This window comes from Undibacterium sp. Jales W-56 (genome assembly GCF_025548535.1).
Classification (GTDB): domain Bacteria; phylum Pseudomonadota; class Gammaproteobacteria; order Burkholderiales; family Burkholderiaceae_D; genus Undibacterium.
Genome location: NZ_JAJLQW010000001.1, coordinates 772,029 through 795,448 on the forward strand (window position 1 = coordinate 772,029; position 23,420 = coordinate 795,448).

A 23,420-nucleotide genomic window follows, 5' to 3' on the forward strand; every position below is an offset into this window, starting at 1 on the left:
ATATAAAAACGACCAATCGCAAGAACCCAGGTTGCAGGAGACCCAATGAATTTTAGCTTACCCAATTTATCTGAACTGGAAACAGCCGCCGAAATCGTCTATGCCGCGCTGCCGCCAACGCCGCAATACGCATGGCCTTTGCTATGTGAAGCGACCGCTGCCGAGGTGTGGCTCAAACATGAGAATCACATGCCGACCGGGGCATTTAAAGTCCGTGGTGGCCTGGTGTATATGCGTGAATTGCTGCAGCGTGCGCCTGAGGTGCGTGGTGTGATAGCGGCGACCCGTGGCAATCATGGCCAGTCGATTGCATATGCGGTGCGTCGTTACGGTATCCCGGCCACCATCGTGGTGCCGCGCCGGAACAGCAAGGAAAAAAACGCCGCCATGCGTGCGCTCGGTGCCGAGTTGATCGAGTATGGCGATGAATTCCAGGAGAGCCGGGAATACGCAATGGTACTGGCGGAAGAGCGCGGCCTGCACATGGTGCCATCCTTGCATCGTGATCTGGTCCGTGGTGTGGCGACGTCGTGGCTGGAATTGTTTCGGGCGCAGCCTGCGCTCGATGTGGTGTATGTGCCGATCGGGCAAGGCTCCGGCATCTGCGCAGCGATCGCCGCACGCAATGCTCTGGGCTTGGCAACTCGGATAGTCGGTGTGGTTTCCAGCCATGCTTTGGCGTACAAACTCTCGTTCGAGCAAAGGCGATCGCTTGCTTCGCCAGTGACGACGCTGCTGGCTGATGGCATGGCTTGCCGGGTGCCGGATGAGGCGTCGCTGGCGATTATTTTTGAGTATGTCGATGCGGTCGTGGCGGTGTCCGATGCCGAGGTCGCGGCAGCAATGAAATTATTGTTTATCACGACCCACAATGTGGCGGAGGGCGCAGGTGCCGCAGCGCTGGCTGCGGTGATGCGGGATAAAGACAAGCTGCGCGGTTTAAAAGTCGGCGTGCCGCTGTGTGGGGGCAATGTGGATCATGAGGTATTTGCCGAAGTATTGCGTGACTCCGTATAGATTTTATAGGGAGTATGCCAATAAATAGGCATTATCCCGCATGTTGATATTGCCGGTTTAAAAAATACACCACCTAGTATGGAATTTTATAGCGGGCTCTCAGACTCAAGAAGTTTGTCATTCCAGCGCAGGCTGGAATCCAGCGACGTGTTGCGAAAGACACTGGATCCCTGCCTTCGCAAGGACGACGAATTGAGGTTGTTATCCTTAATAGAAGGCATACAACCCTGGTATGTGCATTTAATTTTTAATTCAATTGGAAAGCTCTTATGCAGTTCGCTGAAATTCTTGCCTTTACCACGTTTGCCTGGATCGCTTCATTCACTCCGGGGCCGAATGTCGCGATTGCCGCGACGACCGGTGTTAATCATGGCCTGCGTGCGGCGTTGCCGCAAGTGGCGGGTGTCCCGATCGGTTTTGTATTGCTGATGTGGGCCGTCGGGCTGGGCGGTATGGCGATCCTGCAAGCAAGTCCGGCCTTGGTCTGGGGCATGAAACTGGCGGGCAATGCCTATCTGTTGTATCTGGCGTGGAAGCTGTGCTTCTCGCGTCAATTATCGTCGTCGGATGCAATCAAGCCGCTGAGCCTGATACAGGCGGCCTTGTTCCAGATCGTGAATCCTAAAGCCTGGATGATGCTGGTCGCGGCGACCTCGACCTATGCGATTGGTCATGCCGATTTTGTGGCGCGCATGTCGTGGATGAGCCTGGGGTTTATCGTCCCCAGCGCCTTGAGCGTCATGGCGTGGGCGTGGATGGGACAGAGTCTGCGTAGCTGGCTGTTGGTCGGTAATCGCTTGCGCAATTTTAATCTGTGCATGGGTCTGGCGTTAGCGCTGACCGCCGTATGGATGCTCACTCTTTAAAAAGTGAGGCAAAAATAATGACGACGCAAAAAATACTAGAGACGCGCGGCATGTGGCTGGGCGCGGTCGGTGTTGCGATTTTTAGTCTGACTTTGCCATTCACGCGGATGGCGGTGGCAGAGCTGAACCCGGTGTTCGTGGCATTGGGTAGGGCGGTGGTGGCAGCGACTTTATCGGCGATGTTGTTATGGCAGATGCGTGCGCACTGGCCGGATCGCCAGCAGTTGCGCGGTTTGCTGATTACCGCGCTGGGTGTGGTGGTCGGCTTTCCGGTATTTTCGTCGATTGCGATGCGTTATGTGCCGGCTTCGCATGGTGCCGTGGTACTGGGTATTTTGCCTTTGGCGACGGCTTTATTTGCGGCGATGCGTTTTAATGAACGTCCCTCGCCGGGATTCTGGATCATGGCGCTGGCCGGTAGCGGCCTGGTGGTGGCGTTTGCCTTGCAGCAGGGCGGCGGGAGTTTTCATGCGGCGGACTTCGCCTTGTTTGCTGCGGTGATTGCGGCAGCCATGGGCTATGCCGAAGGCGGCCGTTTGTCGCAGACTATGGGCGGGCAGCAGGTCATTTGCTGGGCGCTGGTATTGTCGATGCCGGTTCTGTTGCCGGTGACAGTATGGCTGGGCTGGCGTTACGGTATACAGGCGTCGGCGCAGGCCTGGCTTGGGTTTGCGTATGTGTCGCTGTTTTCGATGTTTATCGGCTTTTTCTTTTGGTACAAGGGGCTGGCAATCGGTGGTATCGCCCGGGTGGGGCAGGTGCAATTAATCCAGCCATTTTTGAGCTTGCTCGGTGCCGCGGTGCTAGTCGGCGAAAATTTAACCATGAGCAATGTCGCATTTGCTCTCGCCGTCATCGTGGTAGTGGGCATAGGCCGTCGCATGAAGATTCAACGGTGAACTTGTTTAAAACCCATCACTCTCCAAATTAAATCAAGCGCTTTCGCACTTATTGGGGGTGTTAATCGGGTGGTGAGGGGCTTACAATAGGAGATTGTCCAGGCATCGTGTTTGTAATGCTGATAACTTTATCCAGTCGCCTTTGATTACCAGGTGCGCCACCTTACTTTTTGGAATAAATCATGTCTTTTTACGAAAAACTTCAAGCGTTGAATATTGAATTGCCGTCAGTCGCAGTACCAGCCGCCGCTTATGTGATGTATGCCCAAACTGGCAACACCGTGTTTTTGTCCGGTCATATCGCGAAAAAAGACGGCAAGGTGTGGGTCGGTCAATTAGGTAAAAACATCAGCACTGAAGAAGGCAAGGCGGCGGCGCGCGCGGTGGCGATTGATTTGATCGCGACTTTGCAAGCGGCCTGCGGTGGCGACCTGAATCGCGTGAAACGCATTGTCAAGCTCATGAGCCTGGTGAATTCGACTGGCGACTTTACCGAGCAGCATCTCGTCACCAATGGCGCATCCGAATTGTTCGGCGAAATTTTTGGCGAGCAAGGCAAACATGCGCGCTCGGCTTTTGGCGTGGCGCAAATCCCTATGGGTGCTTGCGTTGAGATTGAATTGATCGCTGAGATTGCTTAAGGCCTTCAGCAAAAAAATCATCTAAAAAGTATCTAAAAAAGTACGGCTAAACATTCCGCCATAAAATTATAAAATCGTTTAAAACACTTCAGTGAGACCCGCATGAAACTTGAAAACCCTAGCCCGATAGACTGGAAATTTTCTGAACGCGCAGAGCAATTGCAAAGCTCCGTGATCCGGGAAATTCTTAAAGTGACCATGCGTCCTGAAGTGATTTCTTTTGCAGGCGGCCTGCCATCGCCGGAGACTTTTCCGGTAGATCGCATGCGTGCAGCGTTCGACAAGGTTTTATCGCAGCAAGGAAAATCGGCATTGCAGTACGGTCCGACTGACGGCTATGCGCCTTTGCGTGAATTCATCGCCGATTCTTTATCGACGGCGGATTCCAGGATTTTGCCGGAGCAGATTTTGATGGTGTCCGGTTCGCAGCAGGGTCTGGATTTGCTGGGTAAAGTGTTGATCGATGAGGGCAGCAAAATTCTGGTCGAGACGCCAAGCTACCTCGGCGCTTTGCAGGCGTTCTCAGTGTATCGACCGCATTTTGAATCCGTCGATACCGATGAGCATGGTGTGATTCCTGCGTCTGTGGCGTCTAAAGGTCATGGCGTACGTTTGATGTATGCCTTGCCGAATTTCCAGAATCCGACTGGCCGCACTTTATCGATCGACCGTCGCATGGAATTGGTCGAGACCTGCGCCCGTATGGGGATTCCGCTGATTGAAGACAATCCGTATGGCGACCTGTGCTATAGCGGCGAGCCATTGCCCAAGATGTTGAACATGAATCCGAACGGCGTGATCTACATGGGCTCGTTCTCCAAAATCCTGACACCCGGCATCCGCCTCGGTTACGTGGTGGGCCCAGCCCCCCTGATCCGTAAATTAGAGCAAGCCAAACAAGCTGCCGATTTACATACCGCGACGCTGACCCAGATGGTGGTCTACGAAGTGATTAAAGATGGTTTCCTCGGCGAGCATATCCCGACGATACGTAGTTTCTACTCCAGTCAATGCGATGTGATGCTGACTGCGATGAGCAGGCATTTCCCTGAAGGCGTGACATGGACGCGTCCGGAGGGCGGCATGTTCATCTGGGTGACTTTGCCTGAGCATATCAACAGCAAGCAATTACTTGACGAAGCCATTGCGCAAAACGTTGCCTTCGTGCCCGGCGGTCCGTTCTACGCGAACAATCCTGCCACCAACACTCTGCGCTTGAGCTTTGTGACGGTGTCGCCTGAACGCATCAATGAAGGCATTGAAAAACTCGGTAAATTGATTCAGGCCAGGATTTAAACGAGGCGCCAAGCTAAATCCAAATCCTGAAATCATAGTCAGGTACTCTCAAAAAAACGGATGTCCCTCGGGGCATTCGTTTTTTTTCGTCTGGTAATTCGCAGACGATAGACTAAACTGTCAACTATTGTCATATGGGTAATCCGTTTAGCTTCATTGCCGTAATATAGCCAGTAATTGTCTTTTAATCTTTTACTTTGGAGTGCACCGATGAAACGATCTGTCTTATTTGTCGCAATCACCATGGCAATCACCAGCGGGGCTCAGGCTCAGACGCTGAGCTCAAAACAGCAGTACACCATAGACACAAAAAATGCTTCCACTCGCTATGCCGATGACAAAAAACTCTGTGCAGAAGAAGCGACTTCTGCCGCCAGAATGCAATGTCTGCGTGATGCCAAAACGGAATATAACAACGCACTCGCTGCCGCCAAAGCGACTTCGAGCAAGGCAGTCACCGTCTCAACCAAACAGCTTGATTCTTGCGTCGGCTGCGGCAAAGTGATTGCGGTCAACGTCAACGATAAAGAGGGTGAAGGCAGTGCACTAGGCGTGATCGCCGGCGGCGTTGCCGGTGCCATCCTCGGCAATCAGGTTGGCAATGGCAGTGGTCGCGATCTGGCAACGATCGCCGGTGCCGCTGGCGGTGCTTATGCAGGTCGTAAGATTGAGCAAAAGGCGAAGTCGAGCAAGGTATGGGAAGTGACTGTGCAATACGATAACGGTGAAAAAAATACTTTTAGCTTCGATCATGATCCAGGGCTGAATAATGGCGATCGGGTAAAAAATTCCGGCAGCAGCATTATTCGCCACTAACAGCTTAAGCAGTATTGCGGATGGGCGGACTAATGTCATATCCAGCGAATAGCACGACCGTATCAGGAATCGTACCCGCTGCCTTGCGTCATGGTAGGTATTATCCATATACGTACTATTGCGCATGGTGCGGTCTTGTCGCTATTTTGTAACATGACGGTTGTTGTTTCTCCCTGTCTACATCTTTATTGCTAAGATCACGCGTGCCGGTTTCGTGCCTTGGTCATGATCAAGGCTTTTCATCTATTTGTGAGGTAATGCACAATGCATCCCATCAAGAAAAGACGATTTGCATCTGCCTTGCAAATATGCGGCATGGTTTCATTTGTTGTATGTGTATCGTTAGTCAGCTCCGCCTATGCTCAAATTCAGAGTCAAGCCCAGCCTCAGACAAACGCATGTAAAACCCTGATTGCAACCGGCAATCCTGAGTACCCGCCTTATCTGTGGCGCGATCCCGACGATGAGAATAAATTGATCGGTGCCAATGCCGATCTGATGCAATTACTCGCAAAAGAAATCGGCATCAGCATAGAGGTGAAATATGCAGGTCCTTGGGGACGGGTGCAGGAGGAGGCTAAACTTGGCCGTGTCGATTTGATTGCAGGCGCATTTTTTACACAGCCTCGTCTTGATTACATGGACTATTTTTATCCGGCATTTCGTGAAACGCGTTCGGTCATCTGGACCAGAGACAATGCTGTTTTTCCTTATAAAAAATGGAGTGACTTGAAGCGCCGCCTCGGCGTCACCGTGATTAATAACAGTTTTGGCGATGAATTCGATCGCTATGCCAAAGAGTCCTTAAAAATCACGACGGTTCCCGGTCTGGAGCAAGCCTTGAAGATGCTGAGCTTATCGCGTGCCGACTACCTGATTTACGAGGAAGATCCGGGTCTGGCCTATGCCGCCAAATTGAATATCACTGGATTGAAAACCGTCAATCCAGCCATCAGCAATGAAAGTTTATACCTGACGTTTTCGCATAAATCGGCATGTAATACCGGTGATATGCGCGGACGTATTGCGAAAGCCATCATCAAGCTGAATAAACAAAATATCATGAACAAGCTCATCGAAAGTAATATCCAGGTCTGGCGTAAACAAACGAAATAGCGTGACATAAGAAGATATTGGGTAAACTTACACTTCGACAAATTCTGATCTTAGGTGTTGCACTGGGAATCCTGTTGCCAGCCTTGGTGCTGGGCAGGTTTCTGGTGCAGGATCGGTATGAGCGCGAACTGAATTTACGGGTACTCACCCCTATGTCGCAATATGCCGATATGCTCGCCCGGGCAATGGCAGTGCCTGTATGGAATGTTGATAAAGAAGTCGCGAACGAGTTTGTCCAAGCCGTCATGCGCAATCCCGAAGTCGTCAGCGTCACTGTCGAGGACGAATCCCAAAACCAATTTGTACACGCCGAGGTGCTATCACGCCGCATCGGCGAATTATTTAGTGAAGAGCGTTTCCTGAGTCTGAGCGGCCTGGCAAATAAACGTATCGGCAAAGTTACCGTTGAGCTCAGCGCTGGTCGTTTAAAGAGCGATCTGATCGCAGATTTACTGAAAATGACTGGCGCCTTGCTGGCGCAGGTATTGATTTCTTTCGGCTTTATTTTGCTCTTGTTTGAACGCAGAATCGTGCACCCGATTAAAGAATTGCAACAAGCAACAGCTAATCTGGCGCAAGGTAAATTAGATCAACCTTTGATACGACGCCGGGACGATGAAATCGGTAATTTATCCAAGAGTCTGGACAAAATGCGCCTCGACCTCGGTGCTCTGATTGCCGAGCGCGAACAAAAGAATCAGGTGTTGCAAATTGAATTGAACGAACGTTTGCGTGCCGAAACAGCCTTGCGCTTTACGGAAGAAAAATTCACCGCGATCTTTCATGCATCGCCAGTTGCGATGACCGTCTTTCGCAAGGCGAATCTGTTTGTCATGGTGGATGTGAATGATGCCTGGGTCAGGCAATTCGGCTGGACCCATGATGAAATTTTGCATAGCTGTGAAAAACAAAGATCCTTATGGCGCAATCCGGATGATTTCGATACTGTGATGTCGAGGATTGAGAGCCACAGTGAGATACATGACTACGAGGCATGGCTGCATTGCGGTCACCAGGAAAAAATCCTGTTATGTAATATTTCCGGCCGTCTGGTGCAACTGGGCGATGAATCTTTACTGGTGCTGGTGCAGGAAGACATCACTGAAAAACGGCATAACGAATCTGAGATCCTTAGCCTGAATACGAGTCTGGAAAACCGGGTATCCGAGCGCACTAATGAGCTGGAAGTCGCCAACACCGAATTGACCATCGTGCTGGAAAATTTGCAACGTGCCCAGCATGAATTATTGCGCACAGAAAAAATGGCAGCCTTAGGCTCACTGGTTGCCGGTGTGGCGCATGAATTGAATACGCCCATCGGTATCAGTGTGACGGTTGCCAGCACCATTCAGCAGCAAACGGAAGAAATTCTGCTAGCCATGCGGGACGGGATGCGACGTTCGACTCTGGATGAGTTTTTGCAAAACTCGCGTGCGGGTACCGATATTTTGATGCGCAATTTAAGTAAGGCATCTGAATTGATTGTCAGTTTTAAACAAGTCGCGGTAGATCAGACCAGCGCCAACCGTCGCTTGTTTATACTCGCTGAAACTGTGGCTGAAAATGTCCTGACATTGGGGCCGGCCATACGCAAGACGCGACATGAAGTGGTGTGCAATATCCCGCCCAAAATCGTGATGGATAGTTATCCCGGTCCCTTGGGGCAAGTGCTGACCAATCTGATCAATAATGCGTTTATCCACGCTTTCGATGCCGATATGCGTGGCACGGTCAGTATTTCGGCAACCGTGGATGAAGCCGATACGCTAACAATTGTGCTGTCCGATAATGGCAAAGGCATTTCTGAGGCGAATTTAGGACGCATATTTGACCCATTTTTTACGACAAAATTAGGCCAGGGCGGCAGCGGCCTGGGCTTGAATATCGTGTATAACCTGATTACAGGCGTGCTTGACGGCAACATCACCGTAGAAAGCGCCGTCAACAAAGGCACGATTTTTACCATGAGCTTACCCAGAGTTGCGCCTTAAATATCTGTTTGATTACCATCACGTGGAAATTTTGCAGTTTTTCTGGCATCTGTTACAGTCCCGCCATGAGCAAAATATCTTTAGATCGTCTCTTGCAATCGCAAGGATTTGGCACACGAAAATATTGTCGTGAATTGATTGATGATGGTGAGCTGAGCATTGCCGGTGAGGTGATGTCCAGCTATAAAACGACGGTCGAAACCGCGGGTTTGCGTTTTTCTATCTTCGAGGAGGAGTGGGAATATCGCGAACATATTTATATCGTCCTGAATAAACCGGCGAATTTTGAATGTTCCCGCAAGCCTAGTCATCATCCCGGTGTGTTGACGCTGTTGCCCGAGCAATTTTCCTGGCGCGATGTGCAGCCGGTTGGCCGCTTGGATCATGACACCACGGGAATGTTGCTGATGTCCGACGATGGACCTTTTATCCATGCGCAGTCTTCGCCAAAACGACATATTCCTAAAGTCTACGTCGCCACCACTGCCGAGCCGGTGACCGAAGAGTTAGTGAAAAAATTATTGTCCGGTGTACAGTTGCATGATGAGCCTGCCCCGCTGGCAGCGCAGACATGCCGCCCAATCTCGGATCGGCAGATTGAAATCGTGCTGGAGCAGGGCAAATATCATCAGGTCAAGCGTATGCTCGCCGCGGCAGGCAATCATTGTGCTGCATTGCAAAGAACGGCAGTTGGACAATTGACGCTGGATTCGTTAGGCTTGGAAGAAGGTGAGTGGTGCTACCTCACGCAGCAGCAAATGGCATTATTAGTTCCTATGTAGGTTTTCTAAAGGAGTCGGTATGTCGGTTATCGCAGTGGTCAATCCCAAGGGCGGCGTCGGTAAAAGTACGTTTGCGACGAATCTGGCAGGCTATCTTGCCCATAAAGGACATAAGGTGATGCTGGGAGATACCGATATCCAGCAATCGTCACGCAACTGGCTGTCCTTGCGACCCGCCAACTTGCCCGCCATCAGCGCCTGGGAGATTGAAGATGGGCACATTGCCAAACCGCCCAAAGGCACCACCCATATTGTGCTCGATACGCCTGCCGGACTGAGCAGAAAAAAACTTGATGCGGTATTGAAAATAGCCGACAAAGTCGTGATTCCCCTGCAGCCATCTATCTTCGATATTCTTGCCACCGAAGAATTTATCAAGACGCTCAATAAGCATGACCGGCGCTACCAGCTGGCCGTACTGGGAATGCGTGTCAATGCGCGCAGCCGTGCTGCCGATCAACTGGCGCACTATGTCGGTCAACTGGGTTTGCCGGTACTGGCCTATCTGCGGGACACGCAAAATTACATACAACTGGCGGCTCACGGCGCTACTTTATGGGATGTGGCCCCTTCGCGCGTCGAAAAAGATGTCGCTCAATGGCAGGATATCTTGGCCTGGATAGAGCGCTGATCGCCAGCGGCGCTGATTTCTGGCGACCCATCTATTTCGCAGATCAGGCAGGTTCGATCACAATGTCAGCCCGCAGAGAATTGGCGATATAGCATTCTTCATGCGCCTGATGATGCAGGGCGGCCAGTTCTTCGCTGGTTGCCTGCCTGTCGCCGGAGAAAATGACTAGCGGACGTAAAGTGATTTTAGTGATTGCTAATTTGCCGTGTTCATTTTTATCCATGAGTCCGACCGCATGATCGAGATACTCATCAACGATAAACCCCTTTTTACCGGCTAACCATAAAAAGAACAGCATATGGCAACTTGACGCCGCCGCGACCAAGGCTTCTTCGGGATCGACATTTTCCGCGACAGATAAAGGCAGGGGAACGGATAAAGGTGAGGATGAGGCCGGTACCACCAGGCCGCCATCGAATTGCCAGTCATGCGCCCGGCTATACTTATTATCGGTGAACACTTGCTCGCCGCGTTGCCATTTGATGCTGGCCTGATAATGGTGCATGACATCTCCAATTACATGTTGATTTTCATCATTGTAAGGGCAGCTCATGTTCGAGCAAGGTTTTTTTATATCGGTTTTGCGCTACTAAGGCCTGATCGGCTAAGGCTCTGCAGGCGCGGCTTTAGTGTCTGTTGTCACTTCTTTGGATGGCTTGATCTTGCTGCCATCAAATTGCTTGATCAATAACCACGACATCGGCTTTAACAGCAGTCGCTGCGTCAGCGCCTCGCACCAGGGGTGCGCAGCAAGCCAGACAATCAAGGCGCTGACAGAGAACGCAGCGAGACTGGTCAGGGCTTTATCTAAAGTGAAAATCGCTTTCAGCACGCCAGTTTCCTGTAACACGATCAACGCCAGTCCATGCCATAAGAAGACATAGATAGAACGCTGACCGATCTGCGCCAATCCCCAATTTTTGCGCGACAGCAAATGCAGGCAGGCTAAACCGATGACGCCTGAGAGCACATATTGCGCTATCTGATATAGCGTTCCAGTCAGGTTCGCCATGCCTAAACGGCTGAGCGAGTAACTACCGTAAAGCCATCGATAATCAAAATCGCTTTTGAGTAAGAACGACGCGATAATGGCAATCGCCACCACAGGCAGGCTGATGAGCAGCAGGCGTTTTTTAGTGCGGTCAAATATGGTCGGGCCGAATTTCCAGCCGAGCAAAAAGAACGGGAAGAAAGTCAGGGTGCGCGCAATACTTAAAAAATAACCGCTACTCTCGGAATAACTAGCGACCAGCGACACCCCCAGCGCCATCACAACAGGAAACTGAAGCCGGGCAAAAATCGGCAGCATCAGACGCCAGCACAACAAGCTCATTAAATACCACAGCATCCAATACGGCGCGAACAAAGCGCTATATACGCTCAGGCTGCCTTTTAACAGCAGCTCTATGCTTTCATACAAGACTTCAAATACAAATAATGGGATGACAATGTTTTTGACCAGTTGATTGCTCTGCCTGTCATCTAAAGAGGCTTTTGACAGCATCCCGGATACCAGCGCAAACATAGGCATATGAAAAGAATAGATAAAAATCCAGACTGAACGCAGGAAATGATCCCCGGTGATATGGAGTTCAATTAAATGTCCGAACACGACCAGAAAGATCAAAACGGCTTTGATATTGTCGATGCGGAGGTTTCTGCTTTGGGAAGACATCTGTAGTTCGCTAACTCTTTGTAATTGCGCATTATTTTTAAAAGACGCCATGATAACGAATCATCGGTGATTGCGTACGCTGAGTTTGTAACGAAGCTTTGCTGCATCAGGGACTGTTAACAAATAAACCCTCATTATCAAGTCATCAGGCAAAGCGGAAATCCAGCTTAATATTTCCCCTTGGAAAATGTATGCGACCTGATTACAATGCTCCCTACCGCATTCAATGCTCATTTTTAGGAATGCTTAGCTCATGCCTGTGACAGATAAACCAAAGAAACTACTCACATCGAAGTTGGATTTCGAGGGGGTGGGGGAGTCTTCTCCAAATACGTCCGTGATCACGGATGATAGTCTGGATGAGTGGGGTTTTGATCTTGCCTCCATAGCATCTGAATCAACTGAGATTGACAAAGAAGAGCCGCCGTTCGTCCCGCCGCCACGGCCGTCTGCCAGAGTAGCCGGGCCATCTAAAGAAAAACCTGCTGCTTTCGTTTACACGCCAAAAAAACCAGCGAGAGTCGTGGCGGCTAAGAAGAAAGACAATTTTTCACAATATGCGGCCAGCGTCACTTTGATTTTTTTTACGATTTTATCGATCGCTGTGTATGCCTATATTCAGCAGGAGTCCTCCAATACGGCAGACTTGAGTTACCTGGCGTTACCGCAGGCGGTGGTCAATGTGGACGGACAGGTCACACGAATTCAGGTGACAATACAAGTGGCGCAGGAAGATCAGGATTGGTTGAAAGAAAATAAAAAAACGCTGCATGAGCTATTCCAGATCGCAATCGCCAAAGCCAATGCAGATGAGTTGCGCAGCCCGGAAGGTTTGACCATCATGCAGCGAGATTTGAAAAATGAACTCAATCAAGCGATGGGTACTGACAAAATCCAGGCAGTTTTGCTGACTGAATTGTTATTGCAAGATAAACCATAAACTTTAATGATGGATATGCGAATCAGCGACGAATCAGCGGTTAACTATGTTATGCGTCATTGGCCCGTCAAAATTTAACGCAAAAATGGAACTCTTTCAGGCTTGGAAATGACCTGTGCATAGGGAATAACAATAGTTTGACGGAACAGCGTGAACGTATTTTTATTGTGAATAATTGTATATTTACTCATTTTTAAAAAAAGAATTATGCTAATGTAATCATCACATCCAATCTCTCAGATGCCTACTCATGACCAGAACAGAAAAAAACAGCGAGTTTGAGTTCATTGAAGGTTTAACTGCAGAATTGTCGTCAAAAGAATTGATTTTTCCGACTTCTTTGAACGCAACGATGAAAATCCGGCGGGCGTTGAGCCATCCGGACATGTCCACTGATACCGTTGTTCGTATCATCAGTACAGAGCCGGTTTTGTCGGCGCAAATCCTGCGCATGAGTAATTCGGCCATGTACAACCACTCCAGTAAAAAAATAGTCGATTTGCGGGCTGCAACCTTGTTATTGGGATTCACGACGATACGCAATATCGCGATCTCGGTCGGCATGAAACAACTGGCCGATCATAAGGCCGACGAACCTTTGTCCAGGCAGCTTGATGGTTTGTGGACCCGCAGCCTGCGCGTTGCTGCTCTGTCGTATGTGATTGCCAGGCACCTGAGCAATTCGAGTCCCGACAAAGCCATGCTGGCGGGTCTGCTGCATGATGTGGGGAAGTTTTACATCCTGAACAGAGCGCGCCATTATCAAGGTCTATTCGTATCGAATACGGCCTTGTGGGAAGTGATTGATCAATGGCATGCGGAGATTGGCGTCGCCATTCTGGAGAATTGGGATATCGATGAGGATATCCTCGCCGCAGTCATGGATCACCGTACCAGTCAATTGCCGCATACCAATCGCCCGGGTTTAACCGATGTAGTGGCAACGGCGGATTTTTTGGACGGTCATTTTGTGGCGGCTTCTCTGGATGAAATTAATTGGCAAGCTTTGCCAACAGCCCTCGAAAATCTACAACTCGATTTCGAAAAATGCCAGATTCTGATGGCAGAGACCAAGGCCGAACTGGGATTAATACTGCGCGCTTTGTCCTGAACCCCGGGTTGACAATTCTTACCAAGAGCTTGTTTATTTATCGGCGGCAAATTTATTTATACCCTGCATCGTCGCGATCAGCTAATCGGTTGAAATCGCACCAACATAAAGCGTCATCAAGCATTTCCTCTCCGTTCGCACAAATTTAATGCACAGGCATGCCGCGTTCTTGCGGCATCCGGGATCGTGCAGGCGATATCCATCTGGCACGTAATCTGCTAAAGCTCCTGATGCGCACTCCGCATTCTGCATTTCCCTTGTCCACACTCACGTTTAGGAGCAACAAATGTCTCGTCGCACCCTATTAAAATCGACTGCAGTTGGCGCTTTCACCCTGGCTGCTGCGGCTTGGTTGCCGCATGCGTATGCCGCCGACACCATCAAGGTCGGCATTCTCCATTCGCTGTCAGGAACGATGGCGATTTCCGAAACCTCGCTGAAAGACGTCGCCCTTATGACGATCGATGAGATCAATGCGAATGGCGGCGTGATGGGTAAAAAGCTGGAGCCGGTGATCGTGGATCCCGCATCGAACTGGCCGCTGTTCGCAGAAAAAGCGCGTCAGCTGATTTCGCAGGATAAAGTCTCAGTCGTGTTTGGTTGCTGGACCTCGGTATCGCGCAAGTCGGTGTTGCCGGTATTTAAGGAATTGAATAGCCTGCTGTTCTATCCGGTGCAATACGAAGGCGAAGAGCTGGAAAAAAATGTGTTCTACACCGGTGCCGCACCGAATCAGCAAGCGATTCCGGCGACCGAATATCTGATGTCGAAAGAGGGCGGCGGCGCCAAGCGCTTCGTCTTGCTGGGTACCGATTACGTGTATCCGCGCACCACCAACAAGATCCTGCGCGCTTTCCTGCACAGCAAAGGCGTCAAGGATAGCGACATCGACGAAGTGTACACACCGTTCGGTCATTCCGATTATCAAACGATTGTTGCGAATATCAAGAAATTCTCCGCGGGCGGCAAGACAGCCGTGATCTCCACCATCAATGGCGACTCCAACGTGCCGTTCTACAAAGAACTGGGTAATGCAGGACTGAAAGCGACCGACGTGCCGGTAGTGGCTTTCTCCGTCGGTGAAGAAGAATTGCGCGGCGTGGATACCAAACCCCTGCTCGGTCACCTCGCTGCCTGGAATTATTTCCAGTCCGTGAAAAACCCGGTGAACACCGCTTTCATCAAACAATGGAAAGACTATGCCGTCGCCAAGAAACTGCCGAACGCCGGCACGGTCGTGACCAATGATCCGATGGAAGCAACTTACGTCGGCATCCATATGTGGAAGCAGGCGGTGGAAAAAGCCAAGTCAACCGATACCGATAAAGTCATCGCAGCGATGGGCGGCCAGACCTTCAAGGCCCCGTCCGGTTTTGAGTTGACCATGGATAAAACCAATCATCATTTACACAAGCCCGTCATGATCGGTGAGATCAAAGGTGACGGCCAGTTCAGCGTGGTATGGAAAACCAAAGGCCCGATCCGCGCCCAACCCTGGAGCCCTTACATTCCTGGTAACGAGGCCAAGCAAAAGATGTAATCGCCTGACGCATGAAGTCAATCAGATGGACGATAGGCGACCTGTCTGTGATTGTTGCGGTAGCGAGTTTTCGTCGCCATAGAGTGACCTTAGTAACCTAGTTATTTCAATGCCGGGGAAGGAATCATCGCCAACCCCGGCATTGTGTTGAGAAGGATAGGATTTTTATCTTTTTTACGTCATCCCGAGGGTTCATTTTTTTGAATAATTTCTCAGCCAAGAAACCTGCGTCTATACCACTATTTATGTCGCTATTTATGTTGCAATTCAAAAAAATAATCTTGCCTGGAGTGCTCTGCCTGCACACGGTAATCGCCTGCGCCGCGATGGATCCTGCTGTATTGAAACCTCTTGCCGGTGACGATCCCGATGCCAGGATCGCTGCCGTCAACCAGATCGCGGGAATGGCGAATCAAGAGGCATTGAAGATCCTGACCGCACTTAAAAATGATGCGCTGTATGCGACCCCAGACGGACAAATCTATATCGTCGACCAGGACAAGGCTACCAATCTGGCGAATGATAAAACCACGCCTTTGCCCGATGGCATAGACGGCATCACGGTGAATAACCGCCTGCGTGCGGTGGTCGACGATGCGCTGTCCGGTTTAAAACTGTTTTCTCAGGATCGCTCCCTGCGTCTGGCCGCGGTGCTGGAATTGCAAAAGAGTGCGAGTCCGGAACAAGCGCCACTGATCACAAGGGCACTGGCGAAGGAAGCCGATCCCGAGATCAGATCTTTACTGCAACTCGTCGCCGCCACCGCCAATCTGCAAGCGACCGATCCGGCAATTCGTAAAGCCGCAGTGATTGCCCTGCAAGACAGTACCAATGCGAATATCAAACCTGCATTGCAAAAAATGCTGGATATCGGTCCCGACGGTAAGCCGATCGAGCCTGACGAAAGTATCCGTATCGAAGCAGCGAACACCATGAATGCGCTGAACAGCCGCATCGTCAGAACAGAGTTCGTCGGCAATCTGTTTTATGGCGCCTCGCTCGGCAGCGTCTTGTTATTGACCGCGCTGGGTCTGGCAATCACCTTCGGCTTGATGGGCATCATCAATATGGCGCATGGTGAGCTGATGATGATCGGTGCGTACACGACTTATGTCTGCCAATTGGCGTTCCGGCATTTTCTGCCGGGTGCGATCGATGCGTATCTGATTGTCGCTTTGCCTGCGGCCTTTATTGTGGCGGGGGCAGTCGGCATTGCACTGGAGCGCACCGTGATCCGCTGGCTATACGGCAGGCCGCTGGAAACCCTGCTCGCCACCTGGGGCATCAGCCTGATGCTGATGCAAGCGGTGCGCACGATCTTCGGTGCGCAGAACGTCGAGGTGGCAAATCCCGGCTGGATGTCGGGCGGTGTGACGGTGCTGGGCTCGCTGGTGCTATCGTATAACCGGATCGCGATTATCTTCTTTGCCTTGTTGGTGGTGCTGGCGGTCTGGCTGATCCTGAATAAAACCCGGCTCGGTTTGTTTGTCCGTGCCGTCACGCAGAATCGCCGCATGGCCGATTGCGTCGGCGTCTCCACCGGCAAGATCGATATGATGACTTTCGGACTGGGTTCCGGTATCGCCGGTCTGGGTGGCGTGGCGCTGTCGCAGCTGGGCAATGTTGGCCCCGATCTGGGTCAGAATTACATCGTCGATTCTTTCATGGTGGTGGTGCTCGGCGGTGTCGGGCAATTGATCGGCACCGTGATCGCCGCGCTCGGCCTGGGCGAGGTGAATAAATTCCTTGAGCCGGTCGCCGGTGCGGTCATGGCAAAAATCACGATCCTGGTTTTCATCATCATCTTTATCCAGAAACGACCGCAAGGCCTGTTCGCAATGAAGGGGCGGAGTGCAGAATGAACTCTTCTTTATTCTCTCGCCCTGCCTGGTCCGGCATCATCATTTGCACCGTCATTCTGGCTTTGCTGCCCATCCTGAATTTGAATTTTCCGGCGGGACATGCGCTGCATATCTCCAGCTATGCGGTCGGCCTGGTTGCTAAATTCATGTGCTATGCCCTGGCTGCATTAGCGCTCGACCTGGTGTGGGGTTACACCGGCATCCTGTCGCTCGGGCACGGCGTGTTTTTCGCGTTGGGCGGTTACGCGCACGGCATGTACCTGATGCGCGCGATCGGGCGCGACGGCGTGTATCAAAGCAATTTGCCGGACTTCATGGTCTTTCTCGACTGGAAATCCTACCCCTGGTACTGGGCCATGACCGACAACTTCTGGTATTGCATGGCGCTGGTGGTGCTGGTGCCGGGCGTGCTGGCCTTCGTGTTCGGCTATTTCGCTTTCCGTTCACGTATCAAAGGCGTATATTTTTCCATCATTACGCAGGCCATGACTTTTGCCTTCATGCTGATGTTTTTCCGGAATAACACCGGCTTCGGCGGCAACAACGGCTTTACTGATTTCAAACGCATTCTGGGGTATTCAATCACGGCACCGGCAACCAAGGCGGCGCTGTATCTGGTGACGCTGGGATTGCTGCTCGGCGCGCTGCTGCTGTGTCGCTGGATCGTGACCTCCAAATTGGGACGTGTGCTGCAGGCGGTGCGCGATGCGGAATCGCGCCTCATGTTTATCGGTTACAACCCGCTTTGGTTCAAACTGTTTGTCTGGACTTTATCCGCGATCCTGTGCGGGATCGCCGGTGCGCTATACGTTCCGCAAGTCGGCATCATCAATCCGTCTGAAATGTCGCCCGGCAATTCGATCGAGATGGTGATCTGGGCCGCGGTCGGCGGACGCGGTTCTTTGCTCGGTCCCATCATCGGCGCTTTCTCCGTGAACGGTTTGAAGAGTTGGTTCACTGCGGCTTTCCCTGATCTCTGGCTGTTTGCGCTCGGCCTGCTATTCATCCTGGTCACGCTATTGATGCCGCAAGGTATCTTGGGCTTGCTGGATCAGTTCAAGCGCAAACTGAAATCCGATGCATCAGATGGATCTGGCATTTCTGATGCGAAACAGGAGGCAGCATGAGCGATATCGTGCATGACAAAGCCGTCGGTATCCTGATCGATCTGGTGCAAGGCGATGAGCCGCAAGCCTCGTTTTCGCGTATCAAGCCGGAAGGCGTCGATACCACGCATGGCGCGATCCTGTACCTGGAAGATGTCGTGGTGTCGTTCGATGGTTTCAAAGCCTTGAATTACCTGAATCTGGATATTTCTATCGGTGAGCTGCGTTGCATCATTGGCCCCAACGGCGCCGGAAAAACCACCATGATGGATGTAATCACCGGTAAGACGCGCCCGACTTCCGGCACCGTGTTTTTCGGTCAGTCCATGGATCTCAGCAAGATGGCTGAGTACCAGATTGCGCATGCGGGCATCGGTCGCAAGTTCCAGCGCCCGACCGTGTTCGAGCAGCATACGGTGTTTGAAAACCTGGAGCTGGCGATGAAGATGAACAAGCGTGTCCGGCCGACTTTGTTCTTCAAACTCGACAGCGAGCAGAGGGACAAGATCGACGACATCCTGCGATTGATACGCCTGCATGGCAGCGAACACCGGCTCGCAGGTTTGCTCTCGCACGGACAAAAGCAATGGCTGGAAATCGGTATGTTGCTGATGCAAGAGCCGCAATTGATTTTGCTCGATGAGCCGGTGGCTGGGATGTCCGATGCCGAAACCGTGCGCACCGCCGAATTATTGAACGAGCTGCGCGGCAAGCATTCGATCGTGGTGGTCGAGCATGACATGGCTTTCGTCACCGAAATCGCCCGCGAAGGCAAAGTCACGGTATTGCATGAAGGCTCGGTGCTGGCAGAAGGCACGATGCAACAGGTGCAGGCAGATGAGCGGGTGATTGAAGTGTATCTGGGGCGCTGAGATGCCGTATCGGTGTAGCGGCAGGGTGCGCCATACGCCCCTTGCGACATTGAACCCGCACTATCCATGCGCTTCCCGGCACGAAATGCTTCCAGCAGCCGCAGCGGTATTGCGGATGAGTCGATAAATAGAGGATTTTTATGCTACAGGTTGACCACATCAATCAATATTACGGCTCGTCCCATACCTTGCGCGGCGTCTCGCTGTCGCTGGAAAAAGGACAGTGCCTGACATTGCTAGGCCGTAATGGCGTCGGCAAGACGACCTTGTTGAAATGCCTGATGGGTGTGTTGCCGGTCGCCAGTGGCAAAGTCATTTTGGAAGGTCGTGATATCACCAGGCTCAAGCCGCATGAGCGCGCCGCCGCCGGGATTGCCTATGTGCCGCAAGGCCGCGAGATCTTTGCCAGGCTGACCGTAGAAGAAAATATGTTGATGGGCATGGCAGTCAAGTCAGGTCGCAAGGCGTCCGTGATTAATGAGGAAGTGCTTGCGCTGTTCCCCGTGTTAAAGGAAATGCTGCATCGTCGTGGCGGCGATCTCTCGGGTGGCCAGCAACAGCAACTTGCGATTGCACGCGCCTTGCTGGCGGAACCCAAGCTGATCATTTTCGACGAGCCGACCGAGGGGATTCAGCCGTCGATTATCAAGGACATCGAGCGGGTGATTCGTCTGTTGCGCGCACGCGGCGATATGGCGATTCTCTTGTGCGAACAGTATTTCGACTTTGCCCGTGCTCTGGCGGACCAGTTCATCATCCTGTCGCGCGGCGAAGTCGTGGCGGCTGGCAGTGCCGATCAGATGGATAGTGAGGACGTGAAGCAGCACTTGGCGGTATAGTTTCAGCATGAATCAGATTGTTGACCCATTTATACTTTGCGTTCCTGCTGAGCCTGCCGTCAAAGCCGCTTGTCAGGCCAGACTGACGCTGGGTTTTGCCGATGACGCCGGCACCACGCGGCTGCTTGAGCGCAGCCATTTTGGCCCGTTGCGGGTGCAAAAACCGCTGTATCCGGAAGGCCCGTCGATTTGTCATGCAATCGTGGTGCATCCGCCCGGCGGCGTGGTCGGTGGCGATGAATTGCACATCACAAGCAAGCTCGCGCCAGGCGCGCATGCCTTCCTCACCACCCCGGGTGCAGCCAAGTGGTACAAGGCCAATGGCCACATCTCGCATCAATTGATCGAGCTTGATGTGGCGGCGCAGGCGTCGCTGGAATGGCTGCCGCAGGAGACGATTTTTTTCGATGCGGCCCAGGTGCGCTTGCAGAACAAGATCAACCTGGGCAAGGGTGCGACTTATATCGGCGCTGATATCCTGTGCTTCGGGCGCACTGCCTCTGGCGAATCTTTTCACACCGGGAAAATCACGCAGACCAGCGAAATTCGCCGCGAAGGTCAATTGCTCTGGTTTGAGCAAGGCAGTATTGTGGGCGGCTCATCCGCCATGCATAGCCCGCTGGCATTAGCGGGCAATACGGTTTGCGCCAGCCTGATCGCAGTCGGCAAGCAATTACCTGTATCGCTGATCCAGCAATTGCGGGAAGCAGCGATCGCCTTAACGGGGAACCCGCATGCGGTTGGCGTGACCCAAATGAAAACCGTGATCGTGGCCAGGTATATGGGAAATTCGAGCGAAATGGCACGGCAATGGTTGACGCTCATGTGGCAAATTGTGCGCCCTGAATTGCTGTGGCGTGAAGGCGTGGTGCCGCGGATCTGGAATACCTAGTATTTGTTATCGCTGACGCGAATGTGTAATGTGGAAGTTAAATAAATAACTAAATTTTTGATGGGATTAGCGATTTTATACCCCTCTCCCGCATGCGGGAGAGGGGAAAAGAACGAAGCAAAAAAATTTGCAGAAGATACAAGGAACAAACATGGAATTAACGCCAAGAGAAAAAGACAAGCTGCTGATTTTCACCGCGGCCTTACTCGCTGAACGACGCAAAGCGCGTGGCTTGAAACTGAATTACCCGGAAGCGGTCGCCCTGATCACGGCTGCCATCATGGAGGGCGCGCGCGACGGCAAAACCGTGGCCGAGCTGATGTCGGACGGCACCAGGATTTTGACACGCGCCGATGTCATGGACGGCATTGCCGAGATGATCCCGGACATCCAGGTAGAAGCGACTTTCCCGGACGGGACCAAGCTGGTTACCGTTCATCATCCTATCCCATAGGTGCTCTAATGATTCCAGGCGAAATGCTGATAGAGGCGGGCGATATTGAACTCAATGCCGGTCGCGCGACTGCCTCCGTGGTGGTGGCGAATAGCGGTGACAGACCGATACAGGTCGGGTCCCATTTTCATTTTTTTGAAACCAATCCTGCATTGGAATTCGAGCGCGACAGTGCTTACGGTATGCGCCTGAATATCGCAGCGGGTACCGCGGTGCGCTTTGAACCGGGCCAGAAACGTACCGTAGAACTGGTGGCGCTGGCCGGTGATCGCCGGGTGTATGGCTTCAACGCCAAGGTCATGGGCGCACTGACTCAGCCTCAAGCGGAACTCCGTGTCGATAAAAATAAGGAGACCAAATGAGCAAGATCTCACGCCATGCGTATGCCGAAATGTTCGGCCCGACCACCGGCGACCGGATTCGTCTGGCCGATACCGAACTGTTTATTGAAATCGAAAAAGACTTTGCCACCTATGGCGAAGAGGTCAAATTCGGCGGCGGCAAAGTGATTCGCGACGGCATGGGCCAGTCGCAGCGCAATTACCGGGACGTGATGGACACCGTGATTACCAATGCGGTGATCCTCGATCATTGGGGCATCGTGAAAGCCGATATCGGCCTGAAAGGCGGCAAGATCGCTGCCATCGGCAAGGCCGGTAATCCGGATATCCAGCCGGATGTCACGATGTGCATCGGCGGTGCCACTGAGATCATTGCCGGCGAAGGCATGATCGTGACTGCAGGCGGCATCGATTCGCACATCCATTTCATTTGCCCGCAGCAGATAGAAGAAGCCCTGATGAGCGGTGTGACGACCATGCTGGGCGGCGGCACCGGTCCGGCGACCGGCACTGCTGCCACTACCTGCACACCGGGCCCCTGGCATTTGCATTCGATGTTATCGGCGGCCGACGCCTTCCCGATGAATCTGGGTTTCCTCGGCAAAGGCAATGTCAGCCTGCCGGTACCGCTGGAAGAACAAATCCTGGCCGGTGCCATCGGCCTCAAGCTGCATGAAGACTGGGGTACCACGCCAGCCGCCATCGACAACTGCCTGGCGGTAGCGGACCGCATGGATGTGCAGGTCGCGATTCATTCCGATACCTTGAATGAAGCGGGATTTCTGGAACACACTTTGGCCGCGTTCAAGGATCGCACTATCCACACCTTCCATACCGAAGGCGCGGGCGGCGGCCATGCGCCGGACATTATTGCGGCCGTCGGGCAAGCCAATGTCTTGCCGTCGTCGACCAATCCGACCCGACCCTATACCGTGAATACCCTCGATGAACATCTGGATATGCTGATGGTCTGCCATCATCTCGATCCGGCGATTGCCGAAGACATCGCCTTTGCCGAATCGCGGATACGGCGCGAAACGATTGCCGCCGAAGATATTTTGCATGACATCGGTGCGATCAGCATGATGTCATCCGATTCGCAAGCGATGGGGCGGGTCGGCGAAGTCATCATGCGCACCTGGCAGACTGCGCACAAGATGAAGACCCAGCGCGGTTCCCTGGCGGAAGATAATGCCCGCAACGATAATTTCCGCGTCAAGCGCTATATAGCCAAATACACCATCAATCCGGCGATTACCCACGGCATCTCGCACGTGGTGGGTTCGCTGGAGGTCGGCAAGATCGCCGACATCGTGCTGTGGAAGCCGGCGTTTTTCGGTGTCAAGCCCACGATGATTTTAAAGAGCGGCATGATCGCGGCGGCGCAGATGGGGGACCCGAATGCGTCGATCCCGACACCGCAGCCGGTGCATACCCGCATGATGTTCGGTGCCTATGGCGGCGCTTTAAAAACGTCGGTGACCTTTGTCTCGCAGGCGGCCTTGGATGCCGGTATCGGCGCGCAACTGCAATTGAACAAGCCGCTGATCGCGGTAAAAAACATGCGACACTTGCGCAAGGCCGACATGATTCACAATGCTGCGACACCGAGGATGGAGGTCGATTCTGAAACCTATGAAGTGCGTGCGAATGGTGAATTACTGGTGTGCGAACCGGCCAAAATCCTGCCGATGGCGCAACGCTATTTTTTGTTTTAATAAAAAACGTATTTT

General features: G+C 52.3%; 23 protein-coding genes. 21 read left to right on the forward strand and 2 right to left on the reverse strand.

Annotated features, from left to right (window positions below):
* Nucleotides 1–45: 45 nt before the first annotated feature.
* The 10 genes from LPB67_RS03455 to LPB67_RS03500 all read left to right on the forward strand — a co-directional run bounded on the left by LPB67_RS03455 (nucleotide 46) and on the right by LPB67_RS03500 (nucleotide 10,055).
* A complete protein-coding gene (locus LPB67_RS03455) occupies nucleotides 46–1,017 on the forward strand; it encodes a threonine dehydratase (protein WP_262835666.1) in 972 nt (323 codons plus the stop codon).
* A 269-nt stretch (nucleotides 1,018–1,286) separates the two neighbouring features.
* A complete protein-coding gene (locus LPB67_RS03460; RefSeq protein ID WP_262835667.1) occupies nucleotides 1,287–1,883 on the forward strand; it encodes a LysE family translocator in 597 nt (198 codons plus the stop codon).
* A 17-nt stretch (nucleotides 1,884–1,900) separates the two neighbouring features.
* A complete protein-coding gene (locus LPB67_RS03465) occupies nucleotides 1,901–2,782 on the forward strand; it encodes a DMT family transporter (protein WP_262835668.1) in 882 nt (293 codons plus the stop codon).
* A 182-nt stretch (nucleotides 2,783–2,964) separates the two neighbouring features.
* Nucleotides 2,965–3,423 carry a RidA family protein gene (locus LPB67_RS03470; protein WP_262835669.1) on the forward strand — a complete coding sequence of 153 codons (459 nt, stop codon included), beginning with the start codon at nucleotides 2,965–2,967 and terminating at the stop codon, nucleotides 3,421–3,423.
* Between the two features lie 102 nt (nucleotides 3,424–3,525).
* Nucleotides 3,526–4,719 carry a PLP-dependent aminotransferase family protein gene (locus LPB67_RS03475; RefSeq protein WP_262835670.1) on the forward strand — a complete coding sequence of 398 codons (1,194 nt, stop codon included), beginning with the start codon at nucleotides 3,526–3,528 and terminating at the stop codon, nucleotides 4,717–4,719.
* Between the two features lie 210 nt (nucleotides 4,720–4,929).
* A complete protein-coding gene (locus LPB67_RS03480) occupies nucleotides 4,930–5,535 on the forward strand; it encodes a glycine zipper 2TM domain-containing protein (protein ID WP_262835671.1) in 606 nt (201 codons plus the stop codon).
* 315 nt (nucleotides 5,536–5,850) lie between these two features.
* Nucleotides 5,851–6,651, forward strand: coding sequence for a substrate-binding periplasmic protein (locus tag LPB67_RS03485; protein ID WP_262835672.1), 801 nt, complete (start codon nucleotides 5,851–5,853; stop codon nucleotides 6,649–6,651).
* 17 nt (nucleotides 6,652–6,668) lie between these two features.
* Nucleotides 6,669–8,642, forward strand: a complete 1,974-nt coding sequence (locus LPB67_RS03490) for an ATP-binding protein (RefSeq protein ID WP_262835673.1) — start codon at nucleotides 6,669–6,671, stop codon at nucleotides 8,640–8,642.
* Nucleotides 8,643–8,707: 65 nt separating this feature from the next.
* Nucleotides 8,708–9,424: a pseudouridine synthase gene (locus LPB67_RS03495; RefSeq protein ID WP_262835674.1), complete on the forward strand. Its 717-nt coding sequence runs from the start codon at nucleotides 8,708–8,710 to the stop codon at nucleotides 9,422–9,424.
* Between the two features lie 19 nt (nucleotides 9,425–9,443).
* Nucleotides 9,444–10,055: a ParA family protein gene (locus LPB67_RS03500; protein ID WP_262835675.1), complete on the forward strand. Its 612-nt coding sequence runs from the start codon at nucleotides 9,444–9,446 to the stop codon at nucleotides 10,053–10,055.
* Between the two features lie 43 nt (nucleotides 10,056–10,098).
* Here LPB67_RS03500 and LPB67_RS03505 read toward each other — a convergent pair whose 3' ends face one another.
* Together LPB67_RS03505 and LPB67_RS03510 are read right to left on the reverse strand one after the other, a co-directional pair.
* Nucleotides 10,099–10,560 carry an OsmC family protein gene (locus tag LPB67_RS03505; RefSeq protein WP_262835676.1) on the reverse strand — a complete coding sequence of 154 codons (462 nt, stop codon included), beginning with the start codon at nucleotides 10,558–10,560 and terminating at the stop codon, nucleotides 10,099–10,101.
* Between the two features lie 99 nt (nucleotides 10,561–10,659).
* Entirely contained in the window at nucleotides 10,660–11,730 is a 1,071-nt protein-coding gene (locus tag LPB67_RS03510) for an acyltransferase family protein (RefSeq protein WP_262835677.1), read from the reverse strand.
* 253 nt (nucleotides 11,731–11,983) lie between these two features.
* Between LPB67_RS03510 and fliL the strand changes: the two genes are divergently transcribed.
* The 11 genes from fliL to ureC all read left to right on the forward strand — a co-directional run bounded on the left by fliL (nucleotide 11,984) and on the right by ureC (nucleotide 23,405).
* A complete protein-coding gene (gene fliL / locus LPB67_RS03515; protein WP_262835678.1) occupies nucleotides 11,984–12,670 on the forward strand; it encodes a flagellar basal body-associated protein FliL in 687 nt (228 codons plus the stop codon).
* A gap of 250 nt (nucleotides 12,671–12,920) precedes the next feature.
* Entirely contained in the window at nucleotides 12,921–13,781 is an 861-nt protein-coding gene (locus LPB67_RS03520; protein ID WP_262835679.1) for an HDOD domain-containing protein, read from the forward strand.
* Nucleotides 13,782–14,067: 286 nt separating this feature from the next.
* The gene (urtA, locus tag LPB67_RS03525; RefSeq protein ID WP_262835680.1) at nucleotides 14,068–15,321 is read left to right on the forward strand and encodes an urea ABC transporter substrate-binding protein; all 1,254 of its coding nucleotides are present in this window, start codon (nucleotides 14,068–14,070) and stop codon (nucleotides 15,319–15,321) included.
* A gap of 257 nt (nucleotides 15,322–15,578) precedes the next feature.
* Nucleotides 15,579–17,183 carry an urea ABC transporter permease subunit UrtB gene (urtB, locus tag LPB67_RS03530; RefSeq protein ID WP_262835681.1) on the forward strand — a complete coding sequence of 535 codons (1,605 nt, stop codon included), beginning with the start codon at nucleotides 15,579–15,581 and terminating at the stop codon, nucleotides 17,181–17,183.
* Nucleotides 17,180–18,310: an urea ABC transporter permease subunit UrtC gene (gene urtC / locus LPB67_RS03535; RefSeq protein WP_262835682.1), complete on the forward strand. Its 1,131-nt coding sequence runs from the start codon at nucleotides 17,180–17,182 to the stop codon at nucleotides 18,308–18,310. Before urtB ends, urtC begins: the two co-directional genes overlap by 4 nt.
* Nucleotides 18,307–19,161 (forward strand): urea ABC transporter ATP-binding protein UrtD, encoded by an 855-nt coding sequence (gene urtD / locus LPB67_RS03540; protein WP_262835683.1) that lies wholly within the window; start codon nucleotides 18,307–18,309, stop codon nucleotides 19,159–19,161. Before urtC ends, urtD begins: the two co-directional genes overlap by 4 nt.
* A 140-nt stretch (nucleotides 19,162–19,301) precedes the next feature.
* Nucleotides 19,302–20,000, forward strand: coding sequence for an urea ABC transporter ATP-binding subunit UrtE (gene urtE / locus LPB67_RS03545; RefSeq protein WP_262835684.1), 699 nt, complete (start codon nucleotides 19,302–19,304; stop codon nucleotides 19,998–20,000).
* 7 nt (nucleotides 20,001–20,007) lie between these two features.
* Nucleotides 20,008–20,892 (forward strand): urease accessory protein UreD, encoded by an 885-nt coding sequence (locus tag LPB67_RS03550; protein WP_262835685.1) that lies wholly within the window; start codon nucleotides 20,008–20,010, stop codon nucleotides 20,890–20,892.
* Between the two features lie 151 nt (nucleotides 20,893–21,043).
* A complete protein-coding gene (locus tag LPB67_RS03555) occupies nucleotides 21,044–21,346 on the forward strand; it encodes an urease subunit gamma (protein ID WP_262835686.1) in 303 nt (100 codons plus the stop codon).
* 8 nt (nucleotides 21,347–21,354) lie between these two features.
* Nucleotides 21,355–21,708 (forward strand): urease subunit beta, encoded by a 354-nt coding sequence (locus tag LPB67_RS03560; protein WP_262835687.1) that lies wholly within the window; start codon nucleotides 21,355–21,357, stop codon nucleotides 21,706–21,708.
* Nucleotides 21,705–23,405 carry an urease subunit alpha gene (ureC, locus tag LPB67_RS03565; RefSeq protein WP_262835688.1) on the forward strand — a complete coding sequence of 567 codons (1,701 nt, stop codon included), beginning with the start codon at nucleotides 21,705–21,707 and terminating at the stop codon, nucleotides 23,403–23,405. The genes LPB67_RS03560 and ureC overlap by 4 nt, the downstream gene beginning before the upstream one ends.
* The last annotated feature ends 15 nt before the right edge of the window (nucleotides 23,406–23,420 follow it).